General features: G+C 41.5%; 16 protein-coding genes. 8 read left to right on the top strand and 8 right to left on the bottom strand.

The features are described from left to right. From yghD to FEK66_RS14535, 7 genes are all read left to right on the top strand, one after another. Entirely contained in the window at positions 1-537 is a 537-nt protein-coding gene (gene yghD / locus FEK66_RS14565) for a GspM family type II secretion system protein YghD (RefSeq protein WP_135495048.1), read from the top strand. A gap of 1,172 nt (positions 538-1,709) precedes the next feature. Next, positions 1,710-2,486 (top strand): ABC transporter permease, encoded by a 777-nt coding sequence (locus tag FEK66_RS14560; protein WP_000124294.1) that lies wholly within the window; start codon positions 1,710-1,712, stop codon positions 2,484-2,486. Then, complete coding sequence (locus FEK66_RS14555; protein ID WP_135495046.1) at positions 2,483-3,160, top strand: ABC transporter ATP-binding protein; 678 nt, start codon at positions 2,483-2,485, stop codon at positions 3,158-3,160. The genes FEK66_RS14560 and FEK66_RS14555 overlap by 4 nt, the downstream gene beginning before the upstream one ends. 233 nt (positions 3,161-3,393) lie before the next feature. Continuing rightward, positions 3,394-4,746 (top strand): CDP-glycerol glycerophosphotransferase family protein, encoded by a 1,353-nt coding sequence (locus tag FEK66_RS14550; protein ID WP_240783241.1) that lies wholly within the window; start codon positions 3,394-3,396, stop codon positions 4,744-4,746. A gap of 17 nt (positions 4,747-4,763) precedes the next feature. After that, on the top strand, positions 4,764-6,137 hold the full coding sequence (locus FEK66_RS14545; RefSeq protein WP_000789018.1) for a bifunctional cytidylyltransferase/SDR family oxidoreductase: 1,374 nt from the start codon (positions 4,764-4,766) through the stop codon (positions 6,135-6,137). 576 nt (positions 6,138-6,713) lie between these two features. Then, entirely contained in the window at positions 6,714-7,853 is a 1,140-nt protein-coding gene (locus tag FEK66_RS14540; protein WP_138211487.1) for a hypothetical protein, read from the top strand. A 34-nt stretch (positions 7,854-7,887) separates the two neighbouring features. Further along, positions 7,888-8,847, top strand: coding sequence for a hypothetical protein (locus FEK66_RS14535; RefSeq protein ID WP_135495045.1), 960 nt, complete (start codon positions 7,888-7,890; stop codon positions 8,845-8,847). Between the two features lie 265 nt (positions 8,848-9,112). On the opposite strand, the gene FEK66_RS14530 is transcribed toward FEK66_RS14535, so the two are convergent. From FEK66_RS14530 to FEK66_RS25825, 8 genes are all read right to left on the bottom strand, one after another. Beyond that, a complete protein-coding gene (locus FEK66_RS14530) occupies positions 9,113-10,345 on the bottom strand; it encodes a capsular biosynthesis protein (RefSeq protein WP_135495044.1) in 1,233 nt (410 codons plus the stop codon). Positions 10,346-10,379: 34 nt separating this feature from the next. After that, positions 10,380-12,407 carry a capsular polysaccharide biosynthesis protein gene (locus FEK66_RS14525; RefSeq protein WP_135495043.1) on the bottom strand — a complete coding sequence of 676 codons (2,028 nt, stop codon included), beginning with the start codon at positions 12,405-12,407 and terminating at the stop codon, positions 10,380-10,382. Beyond that, on the bottom strand, positions 12,404-13,144 hold the full coding sequence (kdsB, locus tag FEK66_RS14520) for a 3-deoxy-manno-octulosonate cytidylyltransferase (protein WP_135495042.1): 741 nt from the start codon (positions 13,142-13,144) through the stop codon (positions 12,404-12,406). The genes FEK66_RS14525 and kdsB overlap by 4 nt, the downstream gene beginning before the upstream one ends. A 9-nt stretch (positions 13,145-13,153) precedes the next feature. Then, positions 13,154-14,830 carry a polysaccharide biosynthesis/export family protein gene (locus FEK66_RS14515; protein WP_032226219.1) on the bottom strand — a complete coding sequence of 559 codons (1,677 nt, stop codon included), beginning with the start codon at positions 14,828-14,830 and terminating at the stop codon, positions 13,154-13,156. Between the two features lie 23 nt (positions 14,831-14,853). Then, a complete protein-coding gene (locus tag FEK66_RS14510; RefSeq protein WP_138211486.1) occupies positions 14,854-16,002 on the bottom strand; it encodes a capsule biosynthesis protein in 1,149 nt (382 codons plus the stop codon). 71 nt (positions 16,003-16,073) lie between these two features. Next, on the bottom strand, positions 16,074-17,057 hold the full coding sequence (locus tag FEK66_RS14505) for a KpsF/GutQ family sugar-phosphate isomerase (protein WP_135410438.1): 984 nt from the start codon (positions 17,055-17,057) through the stop codon (positions 16,074-16,076). A gap of 723 nt (positions 17,058-17,780) precedes the next feature. Beyond that, positions 17,781-18,083 carry a lysozyme inhibitor LprI family protein gene (locus FEK66_RS14500; protein ID WP_240782951.1) on the bottom strand — a complete coding sequence of 101 codons (303 nt, stop codon included), beginning with the start codon at positions 18,081-18,083 and terminating at the stop codon, positions 17,781-17,783. 29 nt (positions 18,084-18,112) lie between these two features. Then, on the bottom strand, positions 18,113-18,604 hold the full coding sequence (locus tag FEK66_RS25825; protein ID WP_130207943.1) for a hypothetical protein: 492 nt from the start codon (positions 18,602-18,604) through the stop codon (positions 18,113-18,115). 643 nt (positions 18,605-19,247) lie between these two features. Between FEK66_RS25825 and tssB the strand changes: the two genes are divergently transcribed. Continuing rightward, complete coding sequence (gene tssB / locus FEK66_RS14490; RefSeq protein WP_130207941.1) at positions 19,248-19,745, top strand: type VI secretion system contractile sheath small subunit; 498 nt, start codon at positions 19,248-19,250, stop codon at positions 19,743-19,745. The last annotated feature ends 8 nt before the right edge of the window (positions 19,746-19,753 follow it).

The following is a 19,753-nucleotide window of genomic DNA, read 5'->3' as shown; positions in this document are numbered from 1 at the left end:
ATGTTACGCGATAAATTTATTCACTATTTTCAGCAATGGCGTGAACGCCAGTTAAGCCGTGGCGAACACTGGCTGGCACAACACCTGGCAGGGCGTTCGCCGCGTGAAAAAGGCATGTTACTGGCAGCGGCAGTGTTCCTGTTTAGCGCCGGATATTACGTCCTCATCTGGCAGCCTTTGAGCGAACGGATAGAGCAACAGGAGACGATGTTGCAACAGCTGGTGGCGATGAACTCCCGGATGAAGAGCGCCGCGCCGGATATTATTGCGGCGCGAAAATCCGCCACGACAACGCCTGCACAGGTATCGCGGGTCATCAGTGACAGTGCTTCCGTGCACTCCGTGGTCATCAAGCGGATAGCCGAGCGCGGGGAGAATATTCAGGTCTGGATAGAACCGGTGGTGTTTAATGACCTGCTGAACTGGCTCAATACGCTGAACGAAAAATATGCGCTGCGGGTGACACAAATTGATGTCAGTGCAGGTGAAAAGGCTGGAATGGTGAACGTGCAGCGACTGGAGTTTGGGCGGGGGTAGGTATTGCCATTTCCTTAACCCCACCTGATAACCCTTAGCCCAATGGTGAGTGCGGAACTGTCAAACCCGCTCACCGGGCTGAGTTCCGATGTAGCAAGAATTATCTCCCTCCAGACCACCACGGAATGTTCGACAATACTGTAGGAATTCGTTTTTCAACATGTAGTCCTTGTGAATCGACATCTTTCTCAGACTGTAAAGTTGCTTAAGTGTTTTGACACATTATGATTATTAATAGCTGCAATAAATCATTGGGTAACAATTGATAGGCCAAAACATATAGGATAATTCTTGTGTGATCTGTATTTTGTGTAGCCTGGAAATTAGTAAAATTCCTGGAGATAATCAGAAAGGGAATTTTGGGAAAGTAAAATAATTTCAGTGGAAACTATTCGTCGATTTTAAGAAATGTCTGATTTGGTATATCTACCGACGGTTAATGCTGGCTGTAACGCTGGTTAAAGTAAATAATAAAAATAATCAAGCCGTATATCTTAATCGGCAAAAATAATTACCTGCGGAATTATTGATACAACTTAAATAACACCGTTTAAATGTGATGGAGATCACAAATATAACTGTAAAGAGGGTGCTGTAGATATAAATAAGAAGTACATGAGTGAATTTTAAATATGGAAATAGTTTCCTGGTAAACAATTTATTGATAATCAATCACGTGCGTTCTGTTGTGAGACAGAGTGCAGGTATTGTTACGTATGAAAGTCATAGGTGGTATTATAATCAAGTAGTTAACAGTAATAGTAAAAAATAATTTCTTGCGAAATTAGCGGCCCATTTTGAATAAGTGTGTTCCGGAGTAATCCAGAACGCATGCTGCGTTACGTCTTTTTCAAGCCATATTGGTTAAGCAAAAAGAGGTAGAAATAATTTCCTGAGAAATTAACTCTACATTCTAAAACGGCCAGTTTTCTGAAATTACCAGAAGACCGAATACATTCATGCCTGAAGAATGGATTAGAAGAAACGAGACGGAAATAGATCTATTTGTCCTTGCGGAAATAATTTCAGATGAAATTGTTTGCGGTTATTAAAAAGGTCAAACCGTCTGAGTGAATTTTATCCAGTTACAAACAAGTATTACCTCCAGTGTATTGGTAGCTGTTAAGCCAGGGGCGGTAGCATACCTGAAGAGAATAGGATCACATCACCAAATGGCAAGAAGTGGATTTGAAGTCCAGAAAGTCACCGTAGAGGCATTATTTCTACGAGAAATACGAACACGCTTTGGTAAGTTCCGTCTGGGATATCTGTGGGCGATTCTCGAACCCTCTGCGCATTTGCTGATACTGTTGGGCATTTTTGGTTACATTATGCACCGCACGATGCCAGACATCTCATTCCCGGTGTTTTTACTTAATGGCCTGATTCCCTTTTTTATCTTTAGCAGTATCAGCAATCGTTCTGTAGGTGCTATTGAAGCGAACCAGGGATTGTTTAATTATCGACCAGTAAAACCCATCGATACGATCATTGCGCGCGCACTGCTTGAGACACTGATTTACGTTGCTGTTTATATATTGCTTATGCTCATTGTCTGGATGGCCGGCGAATATTTCGAAATAACAAACTTTTTACAACTTGTGCTTACCTGGAGTCTGCTGATCATTCTTTCATGTGGCGTCGGCTTAATATTCATGGTCGTTGGCAAAACCTTCCCTGAAATGCAAAAGGTCCTGCCGATACTACTTAAGCCGCTGTATTTCATCTCCTGCATCATGTTCCCTTTACACTCGATTCCAAAGCAATACTGGTCGTATCTACTCTGGAACCCATTAGTGCATGTCGTGGAGTTAAGCCGCGAGGCAGTTATGCCTGGCTATATCAGCGAAGGCGTGAGTCTGAACTACCTGGCAATGTTCACTCTGGTCACCCTGTTCATCGGTCTGGCGTTATACCGAACGCGTGAAGAGGCAATGCTGACATCATGATTAAGATTGAGAATTTGACGAAGTCATATCGCACACCAACGGGGCGGCATTATGTCTTTAAGGATTTAAACATCGAAATCCCTTCAGGAAAAAGTGTCGCCTTTATTGGTCGCAACGGAGCGGGTAAATCAACGTTACTGAGAATGATTGGCGGCATTGACCGCCCCGACAGTGGAAAGATCATCACCAATAAAACCATATCATGGCCAGTCGGCCTTGCAGGTGGATTTCAGGGAAGTTTAACCGGACGAGAAAACGTAAAATTTGTTGCGCGGTTATACGCGAAGCAAGAAGAGCTGAAAGAGAAAATTGAGTTTGTTGAAGAATTTGCCGAACTCGGTAAGTACTTCGATATGCCGATTAAAACTTACTCATCTGGTATGCGATCGCGTTTAGGCTTTGGTTTAAGCATGGCATTTAAGTTTGATTATTATATCGTCGATGAAGTAACCGCAGTCGGTGATGCCAGGTTTAAAGAAAAGTGCGCTCAATTGTTTAAAGAAAGGCATAAAGAATCTAGTTTTTTAATGGTTTCACATAGTTTGAATTCATTGAAAGAGTTTTGTGATGTAGCCATTGTGTTTAAGGATGATAATGTGGTTAGTTTTCATGAGGATGTTCAGGAAGGGATAGAGGAGTATAGGTGTGATGGTATATTAAATCCATTACCATAAGTCATATATTGATGATGTAAAAAGAGTTATTACAAAATCGATCTAAAGCATTTATCTTATATATTATAAAAATACACTTTAATTGTGTATGGTAAAATAAGATGAGTATGCCTTTGCTGAGCTAAAAAATATAAAATGTAATGGTGTTTTTATTAGATGTCACATCTTAAGATAAAAATATTTTATGCATTCATATTTTAAAGCATTAATTGTTTTTGAAAAGGAGTTGGAGCTTGTCAAAGTTAAGCAAGTTAGTAACAAAGCCTGATATGTTCTTCAGAGATATGATTAAGAAAAGACGTGGAGATACAATAAAAGACTCAAATAATAAAAAACAACCTGATAAATCAGAAAAAGTCAATATTGTTTCAAAAACACCTAAGTTGGCTGAAAAGGATAAGAAAAAAAACATTACTAATAACTTAGCTAAAAATGAACCTAAAATGATTACAACAAATATTAGGCTGTTTACAAAAATAAACCACTTGATACATACGGGAGAAGGTATAAATTGTTCATTTCATATTGAACAATGGATCGGTGAATTTATAGCCTCAAATGAAAGGTTTGCATTATTAATTAGAGACATCAATCTTTATAATTGGGCTATTACAAAATATCCAAATGTGGATATTGTGTATGCAAAGTCAGCCATCGCAGTGGAACAGGTTCTGAATCAGTTACCATATCTTAAAGCAATTTACTATCTTTCTAATACTGGTAATTTGATTCATACTCTAAGATACAATATTTACCAACATATATTTTTAGGACATGGTGATAGTGATAAAGCAGCAAGTGCGCATAAGTTTTTTAGGGTGTATGATGAAATTTGGGTAGCAGGGCAGGCACATATTGATAGATTTAAAAATGCAGGATTCAATGTAGAACATATAAAGTTTGTTAAAGTAGGGCGTCCTTCCTTAAAGCAAATTGTAAAACAATCTGTTAGTAATAATAATGTGACAGAACATATTATTAAGACACTAACTTACTTTCCAACATGGGAAGGTGCTTTTGAGGAGAATAATTATTCATCGGCTAGATTGTCACCTATATTTCTCTCTGAATTACAACAAAAACTTAATTGTAAAATAGTAGCTAAATACCATCCACTTACAGGCTCACGAGATAAAACATTAGAAACGATCCAAGATGCATTACAAAATAGTTTCATAGATCGTTCTTGTATGCTTTCAATTGCTAACAAGTCAGAACCGATACCCAACTTGGTTGTTAACAGTGATTTGTTTATTTGTGATATTTCAGCTGTAGTAAGTGAATGTATATCTTCATTATCTCCAATTTTTATTTATATTCCTGAAGATCGTAATGTGATTACTTCTGGAAGTGATATGCATTATTCTGATTATGCATACACCTTTTCAAATATAGAGCAGTTGATGCAACTAATAGAAAACATAATTATTAATGGTAATGATCATCTAGCTGAAGCCAGATATAAAGCATTAGATTATCTTTTGAGTGTAAATGAAACAGTAAACGATGCATTTTTAAATGAGCTTAAGAGAATAAGTTCAACTGTTTCAGAAAAAGAAAATAAACGTGAATTTGTTATTCAATAAAAATAAGGTGGTTTAATATGAAAAATATTGCTGTTATTCTTTCTGGTGGTTCAGGTGCGAGATTTGGAGGAACCTTACCAAAGCAGTTTACAAAGTTAGCAGGAAGAGCAGTTATAGAATATACTATCGATGCTTTCGAAAGAACAGAGTTAATTGATGAGATTATTATAGTTTCACAACCAAATTACACTGAACTGACATGGGATTATGTGAAGAAAAACCAATGGAATAAAGTTACAAAAATTTTTAATGGAGGGAAGGAGCGATTTGATTCAACATATTCAGCGTTACAAGGATTGGAAGGCGAAGACGATAATTGCAATATCCTTTTCCATGATGCTGTAAGACCATTAATCGATGAGACAATAATTAGTAATTGTATCGAATCTCTGAAAATTTTTGAAGCTGTAGATGTTGTTATTCCATCGGCAGATACCTTAGTCGAGGTCTATGATGACGGATGTATTTCTAATATACCAAATCGCGCACTAATGCGGCGGGGCCAAACACCACAAGCATTTAAGTTAGGAACAATAAAATTGGCATATCAACGAGCAATTGCTGAAAAGCGGTTTAGTTTTACGTGTGATTGTGGTGTTGTTCGATCAATGGTACCTGGTGTCCGGGTCGCTACAGTCATGGGGACTGAAGCAAATATGAAAGTAACACAACCTATTGATCTTTTTATCGCAGAAAAATTACTTCAGGAAGCGAATAAAATATCTTTTTCTACAGGTGATGATTTAAGTTTTATTAAAGGGAAAAATATTGTCATATTTGGTGGAAACAGTGGTATTGGATTGGAAATACAAAAGGAGGCAATTTTATTAGGCGCAAATGTTGAAGTTGCAAGTCGTTCTTTCAATAATGTTGATATTGCTAATATCGAGAATATAGAACACTTCCTTAATAATGTTAATGAAAAGTTGGGTTCAATAGATTATATAATAAATACAGCTGGTGTTTTGATAAAGAAACCAATTGATGCACTTACATTTAATGAAGTGAATTCTCTAATAGGCATTAATTATGTTGGGGCTGTTAATATAGCTATCGCTGCAAAAAAATATTTAAAAAAATCTTCAGGGATGCTATTGAATTTTACATCAAGTTCGTATACTCGTGGGCGTTCTTATTATGCTCTTTATTCATCTTCGAAGGCTGCAATTGTAAACTTTACCCAAGCAATTGCAGAAGAATGGACCTCAGACAACATAAAAGTTAATTGTATTAATCCAGAAAGAACTGCAACACCGATGAGAACATCGAATTTTGGCGTTGAACCTAGCGACTTGCTTCTTGACCCCAAAGATGTTGCCCTTACAAGCCTTAAAGTGTTAGGCTCAAACAGGACAGGGCTTATTGTTGATATCCGTAAAGATGGAAGATGATTTGTAATTGATAGAGAATTATACGGGTGTTAATTAACCGGTGGACAATTAACAAACGCTATATCATAGGTAGTGGCTAATAATCATTTTATAGATAGCAATCATAAATGATTAATCATTAAAGTTAATAATTAAACAAAAATGATGAGTACTATAAATTTCATTATGCTACTACCTTATTTAAATTATGTTTATTTATCATGGTCTATTATAATGTGTAATTATCAATGTTTTAGTTATAACATGACTGTTTTTGATTTTTAGTTATTGTAATAAACGATCCGTAATTTAATATTTTTAACAAAAAATGGATGAATGTATATTTCATTTGTGTTTTCCATAAAGCATTATAAATTTATTTTTTTTTACAAGATTTTACTACATTTTTTATTAAGAATGCTATTTTAAATAGCATTGCTCCAGATAAATTGCACCAATAGTTATTGGTTTTTGTTTTTATAATTGTTAAAGATAAACCTAAAGGTCTTTTTAATAACATTTATAAAATATTAAATCCTGTGAGATATCATAAATAAATAGATGTTAATATGACAATAAATACAAGGGGCATACATTATGTCCAATAATAGCCTATATTATATATATATAGATACAAAGATAAAAGGTGCATTTGAACAGCTTATTCGTTACTTTCAATCACAAGTATTTAATAACAAGGATTGTATTAGTGTTTTTTGTAAATATTATAAGGAAATAGAACATTTAGCTGTCGAGAGATTTAATAAACATAATATAACGTTTAAGTTTATTAAAAAAAATTCAGATCTATCCTTTATCAAGGGAAAAATTGTATTTTATTTGTTTAATGCACAGTCCAATTGTCGTGTCGTAGCCAATAGAGATCTTATCCATGTTTTTGTAACTCACGGCGAGAGTCATAAGCTAGCCTCTGTTAAACCAATTATTAGAATCTACGACTATGTAATTACATCAGGTGATGTTGGAGTTGATAGATATTTGAAATCAGGTATATTCACTCAGTACGATATCAACAATGGGAAAGTGCTAAAATTAGGCGATACTTTTATCGGTAGCAATATTTTTAAATACGAATCAAATTCGCATAGTCTTGTCTATGCCCCTACATGGGAGGGGGGAGTTCCGGAAGAAAATTATTGCTCGATTAGTATGTCTACCGCAAAAAACATAGATAAATTTTGTAAAAAAAATAACATTACAAAAATTTTTATACAACCTCATCCTAATTTAGGACATAGAGATGCAAAGTATCGATATTATTTGAATGAATGCATTGATTTTTTTTTGAGATCAAATTTAACTGTTTTCTTGGTAGAGGATAGATTTGTACGACAATATTGTTATTTTGTTTTTTGGAAAGGCAGAAAAAAAAAGGTAGAAAATATCGGTGTTTCATTTGCAATTACTGATATTTCTGCTATGGAGGTACAGTTTCACTCTCGAAGAATTCCATGTAGCGTAGTGCTAAAAGAAAACAAGGCGGAAAGAATACATATCCCCAAAAGAATGCTGCCGTTTTATAAGAATATTTTATTTGATAAGGTGGTATGTAATTCAAGTATTCCATCATGCCCTAATGATATAATTGATTACATGATATCTTATTCCCTGCCTATGTTAAAACATAAAACATATTCTGAGAGAATACAATGGCTATGTAGTTATGTGCATGAAGATAAGAAAATAAAGACAAAACTCCTAGAGTCAACATATTAAAATATGATTGTTATCAGAGTGGTAATTATTTTTTATGAATGCGATTAAGAATTTAAATCTCTTGTTGTTGTTATTGTTGTGTTTTAATGTCAAGGCAAGTATCACTTCTGATAAAGATGTTATTATAGATGATAATTATATATTTAAAAAAATAAAGCTACATCGGTTGGGGAAAGGTAAGAATAACGTTACTCAAGGTTTTGTGATTGATGATAAAACTGATGGTCTATATACACTACATGTAACAGGGAAACCAGAAAAAGGAGTTGTAAATCATTTTTTGCTTGTTGACGAATCTAATACAATTACGGCTTGTTCTTTTCAGAACCCTACGGATTTTATAGGTCATCAAGGTTTAACTTTTGATTATAGCAATGGGTATTTAGTTTCTTCGGCTGGTGATGCATTTAGTTACAAGGGATGGTTTATCACTCACTTTAAATATCAGCAGCAAGCGTTTCCGTATGATATGAAATTTACAAAAGTATTCGATAGACCATATAATACCCGTGTTAGTACAATGCCTGTTTTAACCTTAGATGCTAAATATTTAATAGTAAGAAGTAAGTTGAATGGTAGGGACTTATTAAGAGTCTATAATAGTGAAGAAGTTAACTTTCGAATCGAGAGTGATATTTCATCAGAACAAAATATAGAATGGTTTATCGATGCGGGCTTAACCAATGATAATTATGTATTGCAAGCCATTACCGCTGATAATAAATATATATATTTGTTGAGTGGGGGAGGGAATAGAGAAAATAAAAGAATCTATATTTACACGTTAAAAGGAGAGCTTGTAAGAAAGTTTAATAATGTAACAGTAGGGAAAAAAGATTCTCTTAACAGTGGCAAAGAAAATCATTGGGAACCTGAAGGTTTAGCGATTGATAGCAAATCAAAATCATTGGTTATCATGTATGCTCTGGGGGATCATAAAAAAAGATTTGCTCAATTATATTACATTCCTTTAGATAAACTTATTGAGGAGTGATGATAGTAACAATATTTTCATATTTGATGATTATAAATGTGTAATGCGAATAACTTCGTCATATTTTCGTGTGAGTACAAATAAAATAAATTTTCTACAAAAATAATTGATTAGTGTATGGATTATACTTATATCATTTATAGATAATAACAAAATCATATCTTGGATTTTTAACTTGGTTTGTGAATGGGTGTTGTTTATATTTTTTTTGTGACATTAAATGGCATCATTTTAATAATTGTTTTGTGTTGTTTATTATTATATTTCATACTTGACGCGGCAAGCTTCGAAAATATTTATCCTGTTTTATCTTGTTAAATATCATCTCCCCATAATAAACCGCATTAACCTGCGTCTTCACCAATAAATACCCACGAAACTTCTTAAACAGTTTCATATCCGGTTTAAAATCATCTTGCCAGAACTGGTGCAAATGCCCTTGATACGTCAATCCTTTGATGTCGTACAGGGCATTGCCCATCACTTTGAGTGGTTTGTTATGAATCAGCGCAGAAATCCCCGCCGTACTGTTAATTGTCACCACCGCTTTTGCGTGGCGTAATAATTCCGGCATAGGGAGATCGTGCACGTATATGACTCGTTCACCTAAGCCATATTCCTTACTCAACCGCTTAATTAATGGTCGATAGAGTCTGTGACCACGATCCATCGGATGATGTTTGATCACCAAATAACTCTCTTTCGGCGCTTTACGCGAAAATGAGTACATGACTTCATTAATATAGTCACGCACATCGTTATAATTGCTGTGATTACGAATCTGGCTATCGTTATATACCTGCAAAACGGCAAGATAATAACGCTGGTCCAGCTCATTCATTAACCTCGGCAATATCTTACGCTGTGTTACTTTGTAAAGTTGCTTGCGCCAGTACGCACGAACCCAGCAGCGTGCCTCATACCAGGGGGAAAACGATTTGTGGTGGCGGTAGCGAGGGAACTCATGACGGTAATGCCAACCCATCAGGTAATACCACATCGCATGACCAATACGTTTCATCGTTGAAGGTTTTAAATTCTCAACGTGCGGCGTAGGCATATCTGGCAACTTACGATAAAAATCTGGATCGCGCGGTAGAGATGAATATGCGTTCACACCGCCTTCTTCAACGGTTATAAATTGCGGGCGTAAATATCCTTCTTCAAATGCCAGAAAGCGGATCCCTTTCGACTTTGCCCACCGTTTTGCTTCTTTGTGCAATGGGCGGCAGTCACCAAAGCAGAGGATGGTATCAAAGTCATATTGTCGGTGGAGATCTCGCAACCAACCGGGAAACTCTTTCGGCGTCTGGTAGTAAGCCAGGTATTGTCGATTGCGGCAGTAAAAACGATCCCCGCCGTTGAAGACAACATTCACAGCGTTACGGCCTAATGACTCTAACCATTCCGCGACGTCATTGAAAAAAGGTCCCATCGGTCCCTGCAATAGCAGATATTTTTTACCCGATAATAAAACGGTTAGTGCGTTGTCTTGCATAAATAATCTGTGTAATAGTCAATGGTGAAATTATTTAGCCAAATCTAACTTTGCAGAACATAATTAATTTGCGGTAATAGCGTATGACTCGCCCCGCTTTTTTTCGGGTAATAAACATCGGCTTGCGCGGCGTCTGGATTAAATATTCCGCAGCTTCTTCAACCGTAATAGGTTGTAACCGTGTTGGGTGAATGTATGTTGGATAAACAATCAACGCCTGATAGATCAAGTCTGCTATCGTTAATCTGTGCTCGCGGCGCGGGCAATGATGTTCATCAACGGTTAACCCCCAACCGGCATAGAAGGGCAGGCCGTAACAATGAACTTGTTTGCCATGTAATAACGCTTCAAACCCGGATAATGATGTCATGGTGTGCACTTCATCTACGCGCTGAATGCATTGAATAATATCTGCGTCCAGTGCCTGATAATCAGCAAGTTCAGCAATCAGTTCTGCCGGAATATCGCCCTTGCGATTTCCCACCAGTACATCCGGGTGCGGTTTATAAATAATGTAGGCGCGCGGATTACGCTCGCGTACTGTGCGCAATAACTCAAGGTTGCTCTTAATCGAGACAGTGCCTGTTTTAATAGATGCATCGTCCTCTACCTGACCCGGTACCAGGATGATTTTTTTACCTTTGGACTCGGCAGGCAGAGAGAAATCGGCCCCCAGGTTGTACTTGCTCAGTTTGCTTTCAACCAGGCGTTGCTGCAACTTCTCAGCTCGCATCTGCTGCGCCAGCGTTAGCTGGCTGTGATTAAGCAGCTCTTCCAGGTCGCTGGGGCGCGTGGCGTCATAGTAGATCCCGCGTTTATCCAGCACCAGCGATAGCGGCGGCAACAGGTCAGAGCCAAGCCCGGATGAACGCAGAAAACCATCTTCCATTCGCCATAACGGCAGTGATTTCCGCTGCGCTTCGGCTTGCCATTGCTGTTCTCCCTTTACACCCCATACCACGCAAGCGGTGGCCGCAGTACAGCGACGTGAATAACTCAGTCGGTTTGTCGCGGTACGCAAGAAAGGTTTCAGGATCGCCGACTTCCACAACGTTAAGCCTGGCGCCCATAAATAGCCATTACGCTGCTGCTGATGGCTGCGCTGTAATTGCAGCCATTGCAGTACGGTAAACAGATCGCTTGCGGCCCCCGTAAGCGGGTCGATATAGCGACAGTAACGCAGGTATGCTGCGGCAAAAAGTTCTTCCAGCGTGGCAGAACCGCGTCGGGCGGATAACAAAGCGGACTGCGGATGGCGATCGTCGGTTAAGCCCCAACCTGCATACCAGGGCTGGCCGAAACATGTTACTGGTTTTCCTGCCAGTAAGGCTTCAAAGCCGTATTGGGAGGTCACGACGTAAACCCGGGAAACGTGTCGCAACAGCGACTGCGGGCTGACATTCTCGGCAATCAAACGTACTCGTTGCGTGATGCGCAGATCAGCGAAATAACCTGTTTTCTTTCCTTCCAGGACATCCGGATGCACCTTCACCCAAATTTCGGCTTGAGGATTTTCCGCCATCGCGGCTTCCAGCATGGCGGCAAACTCATGCGGGCCAGCACTGCCATACGTCACTGACATATCATTAAATGTCTGATCGACAACCAGAACGATGTCTGCACGTTCTGACTCATCAGCCACAAACGCAGGCGCCAGGTTATATTTCGACAAATCCCCGGTCACGATGGTGTGCATCGCTTCTCTGGCCTGGCTTATCAGAGCTGTATTTCCAGCTTTATCCTGTACCAGTCTCTCCAGTGCCGAAGGCTTGCTGGCATCGTAGTAAATGCCGCAATCATCCACCACCAGAGAAAGCGGCGGTGCGCCATTGACGCCAAGATCCAGCGAGCGCACAAATCCATCTTCCAGACGGATGACAGGTTTTCCCGCTGCTTTGGCGATGGCGACTGGTTTCGCCGCGCTGGGGCGATGCCCCCACACGGCGATAGCATCGATGTTTTGCGGAACAGGGCGCAGCAGAGAAAGTTTCTGGCACGGTTGCGCCAGAAATTTCTCCAGATGCGGAATACGCCAGATGCCAGGCGAGTAAATGCCAATCATGTGTTTTCGGCCAGTTCCTGCGCCATCAGAGCGCGCACCTTTTCAAGGCATGCCGGGGTGTCGACGCCCGGACCGGTTGCGGCAACCTCAAATGTGCGAATGTTGATCCCCGCGTTCATCAACCGTAGCTGCTCCAGTGATTCCGCCTGTTCCGGCATGGACTCAGGTAACTGGCTGTAGTTTTGCAGCACATCGCGACGATAAGCGTAAATACCGACGTGTTTCAGGTAGCGCGCTTTTTCAGCATTACGCGGATACGGAATCGGCGAACGGCTGAAATAAAGTGCATCCTGGCGGGTATTTACCACCACTTTTACCGTGCTTGGCTCGGTTGCTTCTTCGGCAGAAATCGCGTGGCATAGCGTTGCCACTGGCAACGCGGGGTCATCACGCATTCCTTGTAGTAGCGTTTCTACATCCTGCGGACGAATCATGGGTTCATCGCCCTGCAGGTTAATGTAGATATCTGCTTCCACCATATGCATCACCTCGACCAGCCGATCGGTGCCGGATTCATGATCGTTGCGCGTCATGATGGCTTTCCCGCCAAACGCCTGCACGGCCTGTTCAACGCGCGGGTCGTCTGTTGCCACCCAAACTTCTGCGACGCCCGCCACCTGTAACGCACGCTCGTAAACGTGCTGGATCATCGGTTTGCCAACAATATCGAGCAGTGGCTTACCCGGCAGGCGCGAGGAGCCGTAGCGGGCCGGAATGACAATAACTGCTTTGCTCATCTCAATTCCTTACAAAGACAGAATCACTTTTGCCCCCACCGCCAGCTGATAGAGGATGGTGGAAATACCACGGGTAACTTCAATGTTTTTCGATTCATATTTCGGCAGAACCATAATTTCATCGCCAGGCTTGAGTGAATCCACATCTTCCGCGTTGACTGCCGCACCGTTCTGACGAATGACGATAATTCTGGCGTTACCCGATTTTTGCGTCAGGCCACCACATTTCTCGATGTAATCCTCGGTGGTCATTCCCTTCTGCCAGCTCACCGCGTTCGGGAACAGCACCTCGCCATGAACCATAACCAGCGATGTTTTCTCCGGAATATTGATGACGTCGCCATCTTCAAGCAGAACAGAATCAATATTGGACTCGTTGAGGATCACTTCACCTTTCGGAACCACGGTGCGCGCTTTCGCCACAAAGCGGCTGATCAGTTGCGCTTCCTGCATTCGCAGGCTGGCTTCTTCTTTGGTGGAGGACTGGGCGGAAAGTGATGCTTCCTCCAGCTTTTGCAGCGAGAGATTCAGCATCTCTTTCTGACGCTGGGCCACTGATGGGCGATAAAGCTGAACCGCGTTCATCTGCGACATACTGTTCGGACGGACTTTTTCCAGAACCGCACGCATGGTGGAGCCATATGGCAGCACCATGGCATGTTCGCCAGAGTGCGCGCCTTCAACCCGCACCTGAATGGTGCCGGCATAGCGGTCAGTGCTGACGATTAAGGTATCGCCATTTTGCAACATACGGCCTGGCGCTGAGCTTATCGGATAGTATTCGCTACGTTTTTGCAGTCCCTGTTTACGCATAATCGTAATGTGAGTCGCGCCAGGCTTAGGGCGCGCCCAGCTCAACGCTTCCGTTACGGGAATGCTGCTTTCGCGGAACTCAAAGTCGTAGCTGTTAAAGACATCGCCCTGAACGCTGAACGTATGTTGACGAGGCCCGACGATGATGGTGTCACCATCGGCGAACTGCGAAAGCCCCAGTTTGCCGTTCAGCAGGAAGTCGTACAGGTTGACGTTGGAGCGCACGCGGTTACCGCGCTTAACCACAATATCAACGTAACTTCCGCGCTCTGGATCAACGCCGCCAGCCTTGATCAGATAATTGAGTAACGAATCAGACGTCACACCGCCATACAGACCAGGATTACGCACAAATCCGGTCACGTACACTTTTACTGGCTGCGCCTGTAATAAGGAGGCGTAGACGTTGACGTTGGACTGGTACACTTCCTTCACTTTGGATGTGACCAGGGTATTTAACTGACTATTACTAACGCCTGCAACTTTCACCGGACCAACGTTCGGCAGGAAAATATTACCTTTGGGATCAACCTGTAACGCACCATCAAAGGTGAACGCACCCCACAAGCGAACCTGAATGCTATCGCCCGGATTCAGAATATAGTCAGGGTTGAATCCTACCGTCGCACCGCTATCCGCGCTGGTGCCGTTGAAAAGTTGAGCACCAAACATACGGCTCATTACCACCGGCGGTGCGGGCGGCGGGGTATTGTCGAAGCCGCTCATGTTTTGCGTATCCGACTTTTGTCCGCTCAGAATACCGGGCAGTGGTGCGGCTCCTGTCAGGTTTGGGTCAGCGTTAATATCAATGGCCGCGCTGGCCTGCGCCGCGTGACAGGCGGCAATCAGTAAAATTGATTTAAATAATTTCATCACAAACTCATTCAGCGACAGCGTTAATCTCGGTGATCTTCAATAACAGCCAGCAACAGTTTCAGGGTGCCGAACAGCAGGCAGCACACCAGTAACCAACAGGCGATCAAATAAGGGATGTTTGGAAAAGAGGATTCCTGCGGCAACTGTGGCGAACTGATCACAGACAGCACCTTGAGCTTACGAGCCGCTTCTACACGGGTCTTTTCAATGGAGGTCAGCGTCAGTTTGTAGAGCTCAGTGTTGAACTCTACTTTTGATTTGATTTCCTCAAAATCCACCGCCATACGGTTTAGCTTGTCACCCTGTGGCGCTGTGATTTTGCTTTTTTCTTCATCGATTTGTGCCTGCAATGACTGAATCGCATTACGCGCACTCACAACTTGCGGGGCGTCCTCACGCAGATACGTCAGCAAGTTACGCAGGTCCGCTTCCATCTGGATCTTCTGGCCCATCAGCGTATTCACTAACGTGCTCGCAGCCTGTGCTTGTGCCTGTGGATCCAGAACGTTGTTGTTGTCCTGATAAGAGAGCAGTTCCGCTTTGCTGGCGTCCAGACGCTGGCGTGCCTTTTCCATTTCCGTTTCCGCAAAGGCAAGCTGGTCACGCGCAATGCGATGTGACATCTCATTGATAAAGCGCTCTGACTCTTTCAGCACGGTCTGGTTAAACTTAAGCGCAAACTCCGGGCTAAAGCCCTGCGTCTGAATATTGAGCAATCCGGTTTTATCGTCATACGAGACGTTGATACGGTCCTTGTAGTACTTCAGGAAGCCTTCTGCGGTTTCATCCTTGCTAAGATGATTAAGAAAATCGAGCCCGCTGTGGCTAAACGCTTCGCGAAAATTCAGTTGCTTATCTAACGCTGCCAGCATATCTGGAGAGTTGATGTACTCTTTCAGATATAACGCATCCTCTGCGGAACTCGGGCTAGAGGCACCCAATAGCAGACCAAAATTTAAGCTGCCACTGTTTAAATCATCTGAGCGTTTAATGGCAACTTTCGATTCGCTCATATAGCGAGGCTGGCTGAAGATAGCCAGATAGATCAGCAGCACTGCCATCGGTGCCAGAATGATGATTTTCGCCAGGTGTTTTTGGATATCAGCCAGTGAGATGGCAGACAAACGAGCACGCATCCAGGATACGGCAGACTTCACTTTTATCAACATGTAACGATTATCAGAGTTTCAGTGGGGCGCAAATTCAATGAGAGACTTAACTCTCGCGCCCTGTTGCTTAATTAGTCGAAAATGCGCACAAGACCAGTGACTTTGTTCGCCTTGTTGGTCACCAATAACGTCGAGACGCGGTGTTTTTGCATCTTTTCTTCCGCTTCGATGATCATGGTTTCTTCTGGCAACGTCAGCGGTTCACGCGTCATCATCTGCGCCGCCGTGGCGGATGTCAGAGAATCTTCTTTTTCCATAAAGCGACGCAGGTCACCGTCGGTGATAATGCCCGCCAGCTCGCCTTCTGCGTCTTCTACCATCACCATTCCCTGGCAACCGCTGGTGATACGTTGAATCACCGTTTTAAAGGGCGCATCCAGATGAACCGAAGGGACATCATGCTGCATGACATCCGCAACGCGGGTCAGCAGGCGACGGCCTAATGAACCGCCCGGGTGATAGCGTGCAAAATCATTCGGCATAAATTTGCGTTGGTGGATCATGGCAATCGCCAACGCATCGCCGATCGCCATGGTCAGCGTGGTAGACGTTGTTGGTGCAAGATTATTCGGGCAGGTTTCATTCGCCATGTGGAGTTCCAGCACGGCATCGGCATTTTTCGCCAGCGTGGAATTTCCATTATTGGTAATGGCGATAATTCGGTTGCCGAAATTCTTCAGTGACGGGACGAGCTTCAGGATTTCGTCTGTTTCACCGCTGGCAGAAATAAGGATCAGAAGATCGTAAGGCGTAATCATGCCCAGATCGCCATGGAAAGCTTCTGCGGGATGAATAAAGAAACTCGGCGTACCCGTAGAGGCCAGAGTCGCAGACATTTTTCGACCAACATGCCCTGATTTACCCATTCCCGAAAGAATAACGTGTCCTTTACAATTAATTATCAATTCAAGAGCACGCTGGTACTGAGTGGAATCCAACTGTTTGGACAAGTTTTGTAATGCAGCACCTTGTTCTGCCAGAGTCTGGCAAACCGAGGTAATTAAATATGGATCGATAGTACTGCTCTGGTCATCAGGGAAATGTCTTTCAGACATATCAACTCCTTTGCTCGGAAATAATGCCATAGTCACAACAAACCCGAACCAACAATAAATTATTGATATTAAATCAATTGGTTATAACAAAGTGTTTTAATGAATATAAAACTATGGTCAGCCCATGTGCTTATGTAGGGCTTATCACCTTCTTATTAAGTCGCAATGTCTCGTGGAAGTGCGAAGATGCTGCAATATTACAGGCGAGAAGGGGGAACCAAATTTTGCCCACCTATTTAACACACCCCTACATTATGAACAAGGAATTTAGGATTTTTATCAATCATTAAAATGTTTCGCGATTAACTATTAAGGCTAAAAACAATTTAGCGATTGATTGTTTGCTTATAAAAAAAGAACGTATGTCACTGTTATCAATAAATAAAACACGTCAGTAATGGCGATGATATTTTGTGATTAACTATTTAAGTTGAATATAGTAAACAGGTTGACAATCCCCCTGTAAAGCAGAAGAGAATAACAAATTTTTTTGCGGTGAATATTGACCAGTATGATAGTTTTGCGCTTGATTATTTATGGCGATAAATATGTTTTTAAATCAAACAGGGGCGCATTTATCACCGTATATATTTTCCGTGGAAACTATTATTAAATTAAAAAATAATGATGGGGATTATCATTCGCTAACCAATAACTGTGCACACTGATAAGGAAGTGCCTCGCATGAAGGCACTTCCAACAACCAACGAGCCCACTCTGGATTCAGAGTGGTTTGTTAATCGCGTCATAAAGATGGTTCAACGTTGTTAAGCGCTTTCTGTATATTTCTCTCAGGCAGGGTTTGTCACTGCCACAACGGCGTCGTTCTGTCAGCCACTGTGCCTGTGATTCTTTTAGTTCCCCGGCGGCACCCATTGCGTAAAGCCCATGGAGAAATTTGTATTTAACGCTCATCTCCACATCCATGTCATTGAGGGTACGCGATGCACAAATCGCTTTTTCATCCGCACTGCGGGCCAGTCGACAGTCAAAACTGGCTGCCGTGACAGAGAAAGCAGGCAACATAATGATGAGAAATGCCGTAAGTATATTTTTCACTGGTTGGCTCCTTCAGATCGAATAACTGGCCCTGGAGCCATGGTCAGGGCTCTGTTTCTCGTCAGCCTGAATCCTGTTGCTTCCCCGGTTTTTACTGACAGTTGACATTCGAAGTGAAACGGCGTCCAGCTAATCCCCCTACGGTACTGGCCATTGCCTGTCAGTAGTGCAGGTGAGAGCAGTCGCTGCATATTATGTTTTCCCTGATCGAAAATAACCTTATCTACGTCGGGGTACTGCTTCTGCAGCTCTTTTAGTGCGAGCGGTCGGCAAATAAATTCGGCTACGCGCTGAGCTTCAGTCCAGTTGTTATTAACAAAATTACGGTCATTCGTCCCTTTTACCTCACGATTGATGACACTATTCAGATGTTTTACCTGGACAGAGTTCAATGTGACGTTCGTTGCAAATGCAAATCCGGTATACATACAGGATATCGCAGTAATAACAACCAAATACTTACTAATCCGAAATACTCCATTACGCATAAGTACCTACTTTTACTGTGCAATTACAATGTCTATGTGAATATACGTGGTGAAAATAAATAATTTGCTGCGCTGCATCAATATTTATGCTTAATCAGAGTATTCCTGAAGAGGCCTCTGGATGCAAAAATGCAAAATTCCGATTGCCTGAAATAAAAATATTAATAAGTAAACCTTCCTTCTACGGTATTTAACCTAATAGAAACTGGTTTGACTTTAAGCTGGAGCGTGCAAAGAGGAAATGCCAGTGCACGGTGAATATTCAGGGTTTACTTTAGCGATGGGTTTTATATACAAACGAATTACTTCGATATTACATCGCAAAAACACTCAGGGCTGCCGCCTGAGGAACATGAAGAATGTTGTTATATAATAAGTCAGCATTTCGCACTTTGTACAATCTGGGTTAGGGTATAAAAAATAATGTAGTTACGTAATGAAAATATAATTAAGAACATGTATAAAGTTGTTTTTTAATTGCTTGATATGTCTAAAATTATTCTTGTTTTTTGGCAGATCTCTTATTGTTTTTTATATTCAATTTATTGATCTATATTGTTTTTTTGAAATTGATATTGCCCTAGTATCTGGTTAAGGAAATATTGTTGTTAATTTGACTTTAACTGAATTACGTGAGGGAACTATGAGTGACAGCTTCCAGCGGGAGATCCCGAAGGCCCGTATTAATCTAAAATTAGAACTGCATACAGGTGGCGCAAGCAAAAAAATGGAATTACCCCTTAAGTTACTTATTGCGGGTGATTTTAGTAATGGTCAGGAATCAGCGCCATTATCAGAACGTAAAAAAGTTAATCTTAACAAAAATAACTTTGATGCAGTCCTTTTTGATTATTCCCCAAAAGTAAATCTTATCGTTAAAAATACGCTTGCTGATGACGATAGCGAAGACAGCATCAAACTGACATTCCGCAGTATAAAGGATTTTTCCCCGGAACAAGTCTCCCGACAAATACCGCAGCTGAAGGCCATGCTTTCCATGCGTAATTTACTTCGTGATTTAAAAGCAAATCTTCTGGATAACCAGGCTTTCCGCAAAGAACTGGAAAATATTCTGCTGGACCCGGCATTAAGCGCAGAACTCAGAGCCGAACTCTCAGCCCTGGCCCCAAAACAGCCATAACGATCATG

Source organism: Escherichia sp. E1130 (assembly GCF_005781065.1).
Classification (GTDB): domain Bacteria; phylum Pseudomonadota; class Gammaproteobacteria; order Enterobacterales; family Enterobacteriaceae; genus Escherichia.
The sequence above is the reverse complement of the archived record's forward strand: the minus strand, read 5'-3'. Positions and strand labels throughout refer to the sequence as shown.

Bases quoted from the DNA above. Each gene is read 5' to 3' on its own strand.
- yghD (WP_135495048.1), top strand. From the start codon at position 1: ATGTTACGCGATAAATTTATTCACTATTTTCAGCAATGGCGTGAACGC.
- FEK66_RS14560 (WP_000124294.1), top strand. From the start codon at position 1,710: ATGGCAAGAAGTGGATTTGAAGTCCAGAAAGTCACCGTAGAGGCATTA.
- FEK66_RS14555 (WP_135495046.1), top strand. From the start codon at position 2,483: ATGATTAAGATTGAGAATTTGACGAAGTCATATCGCACACCAACGGGG.
- FEK66_RS14545 (WP_000789018.1), top strand. From the start codon at position 4,764: ATGAAAAATATTGCTGTTATTCTTTCTGGTGGTTCAGGTGCGAGATTT.
- FEK66_RS14540 (WP_138211487.1), top strand. From the start codon at position 6,714: ATGTCCAATAATAGCCTATATTATATATATATAGATACAAAGATAAAA.
- FEK66_RS14535 (WP_135495045.1), top strand. From the start codon at position 7,888: ATGAATGCGATTAAGAATTTAAATCTCTTGTTGTTGTTATTGTTGTGT.
- FEK66_RS14530 (WP_135495044.1), bottom strand. From the start codon at position 10,345: ATGCAAGACAACGCACTAACCGTTTTATTATCGGGTAAAAAATATCTG.
- FEK66_RS14525 (WP_135495043.1), bottom strand. From the start codon at position 12,407: ATGATTGGCATTTACTCGCCTGGCATCTGGCGTATTCCGCATCTGGAG.
- kdsB (WP_135495042.1), bottom strand. From the start codon at position 13,144: ATGAGCAAAGCAGTTATTGTCATTCCGGCCCGCTACGGCTCCTCGCGC.
- FEK66_RS14515 (WP_032226219.1), bottom strand. From the start codon at position 14,830: ATGAAATTATTTAAATCAATTTTACTGATTGCCGCCTGTCACGCGGCG.
- FEK66_RS14510 (WP_138211486.1), bottom strand. From the start codon at position 16,002: ATGTTGATAAAAGTGAAGTCTGCCGTATCCTGGATGCGTGCTCGTTTG.
- FEK66_RS14505 (WP_135410438.1), bottom strand. From the start codon at position 17,057: ATGTCTGAAAGACATTTCCCTGATGACCAGAGCAGTACTATCGATCCA.
- FEK66_RS14500 (WP_240782951.1), bottom strand. From the start codon at position 18,083: ATGTTGCCTGCTTTCTCTGTCACGGCAGCCAGTTTTGACTGTCGACTG.
- FEK66_RS25825 (WP_130207943.1), bottom strand. From the start codon at position 18,604: ATGCGTAATGGAGTATTTCGGATTAGTAAGTATTTGGTTGTTATTACT.
- tssB (WP_130207941.1), top strand. From the start codon at position 19,248: ATGAGTGACAGCTTCCAGCGGGAGATCCCGAAGGCCCGTATTAATCTA.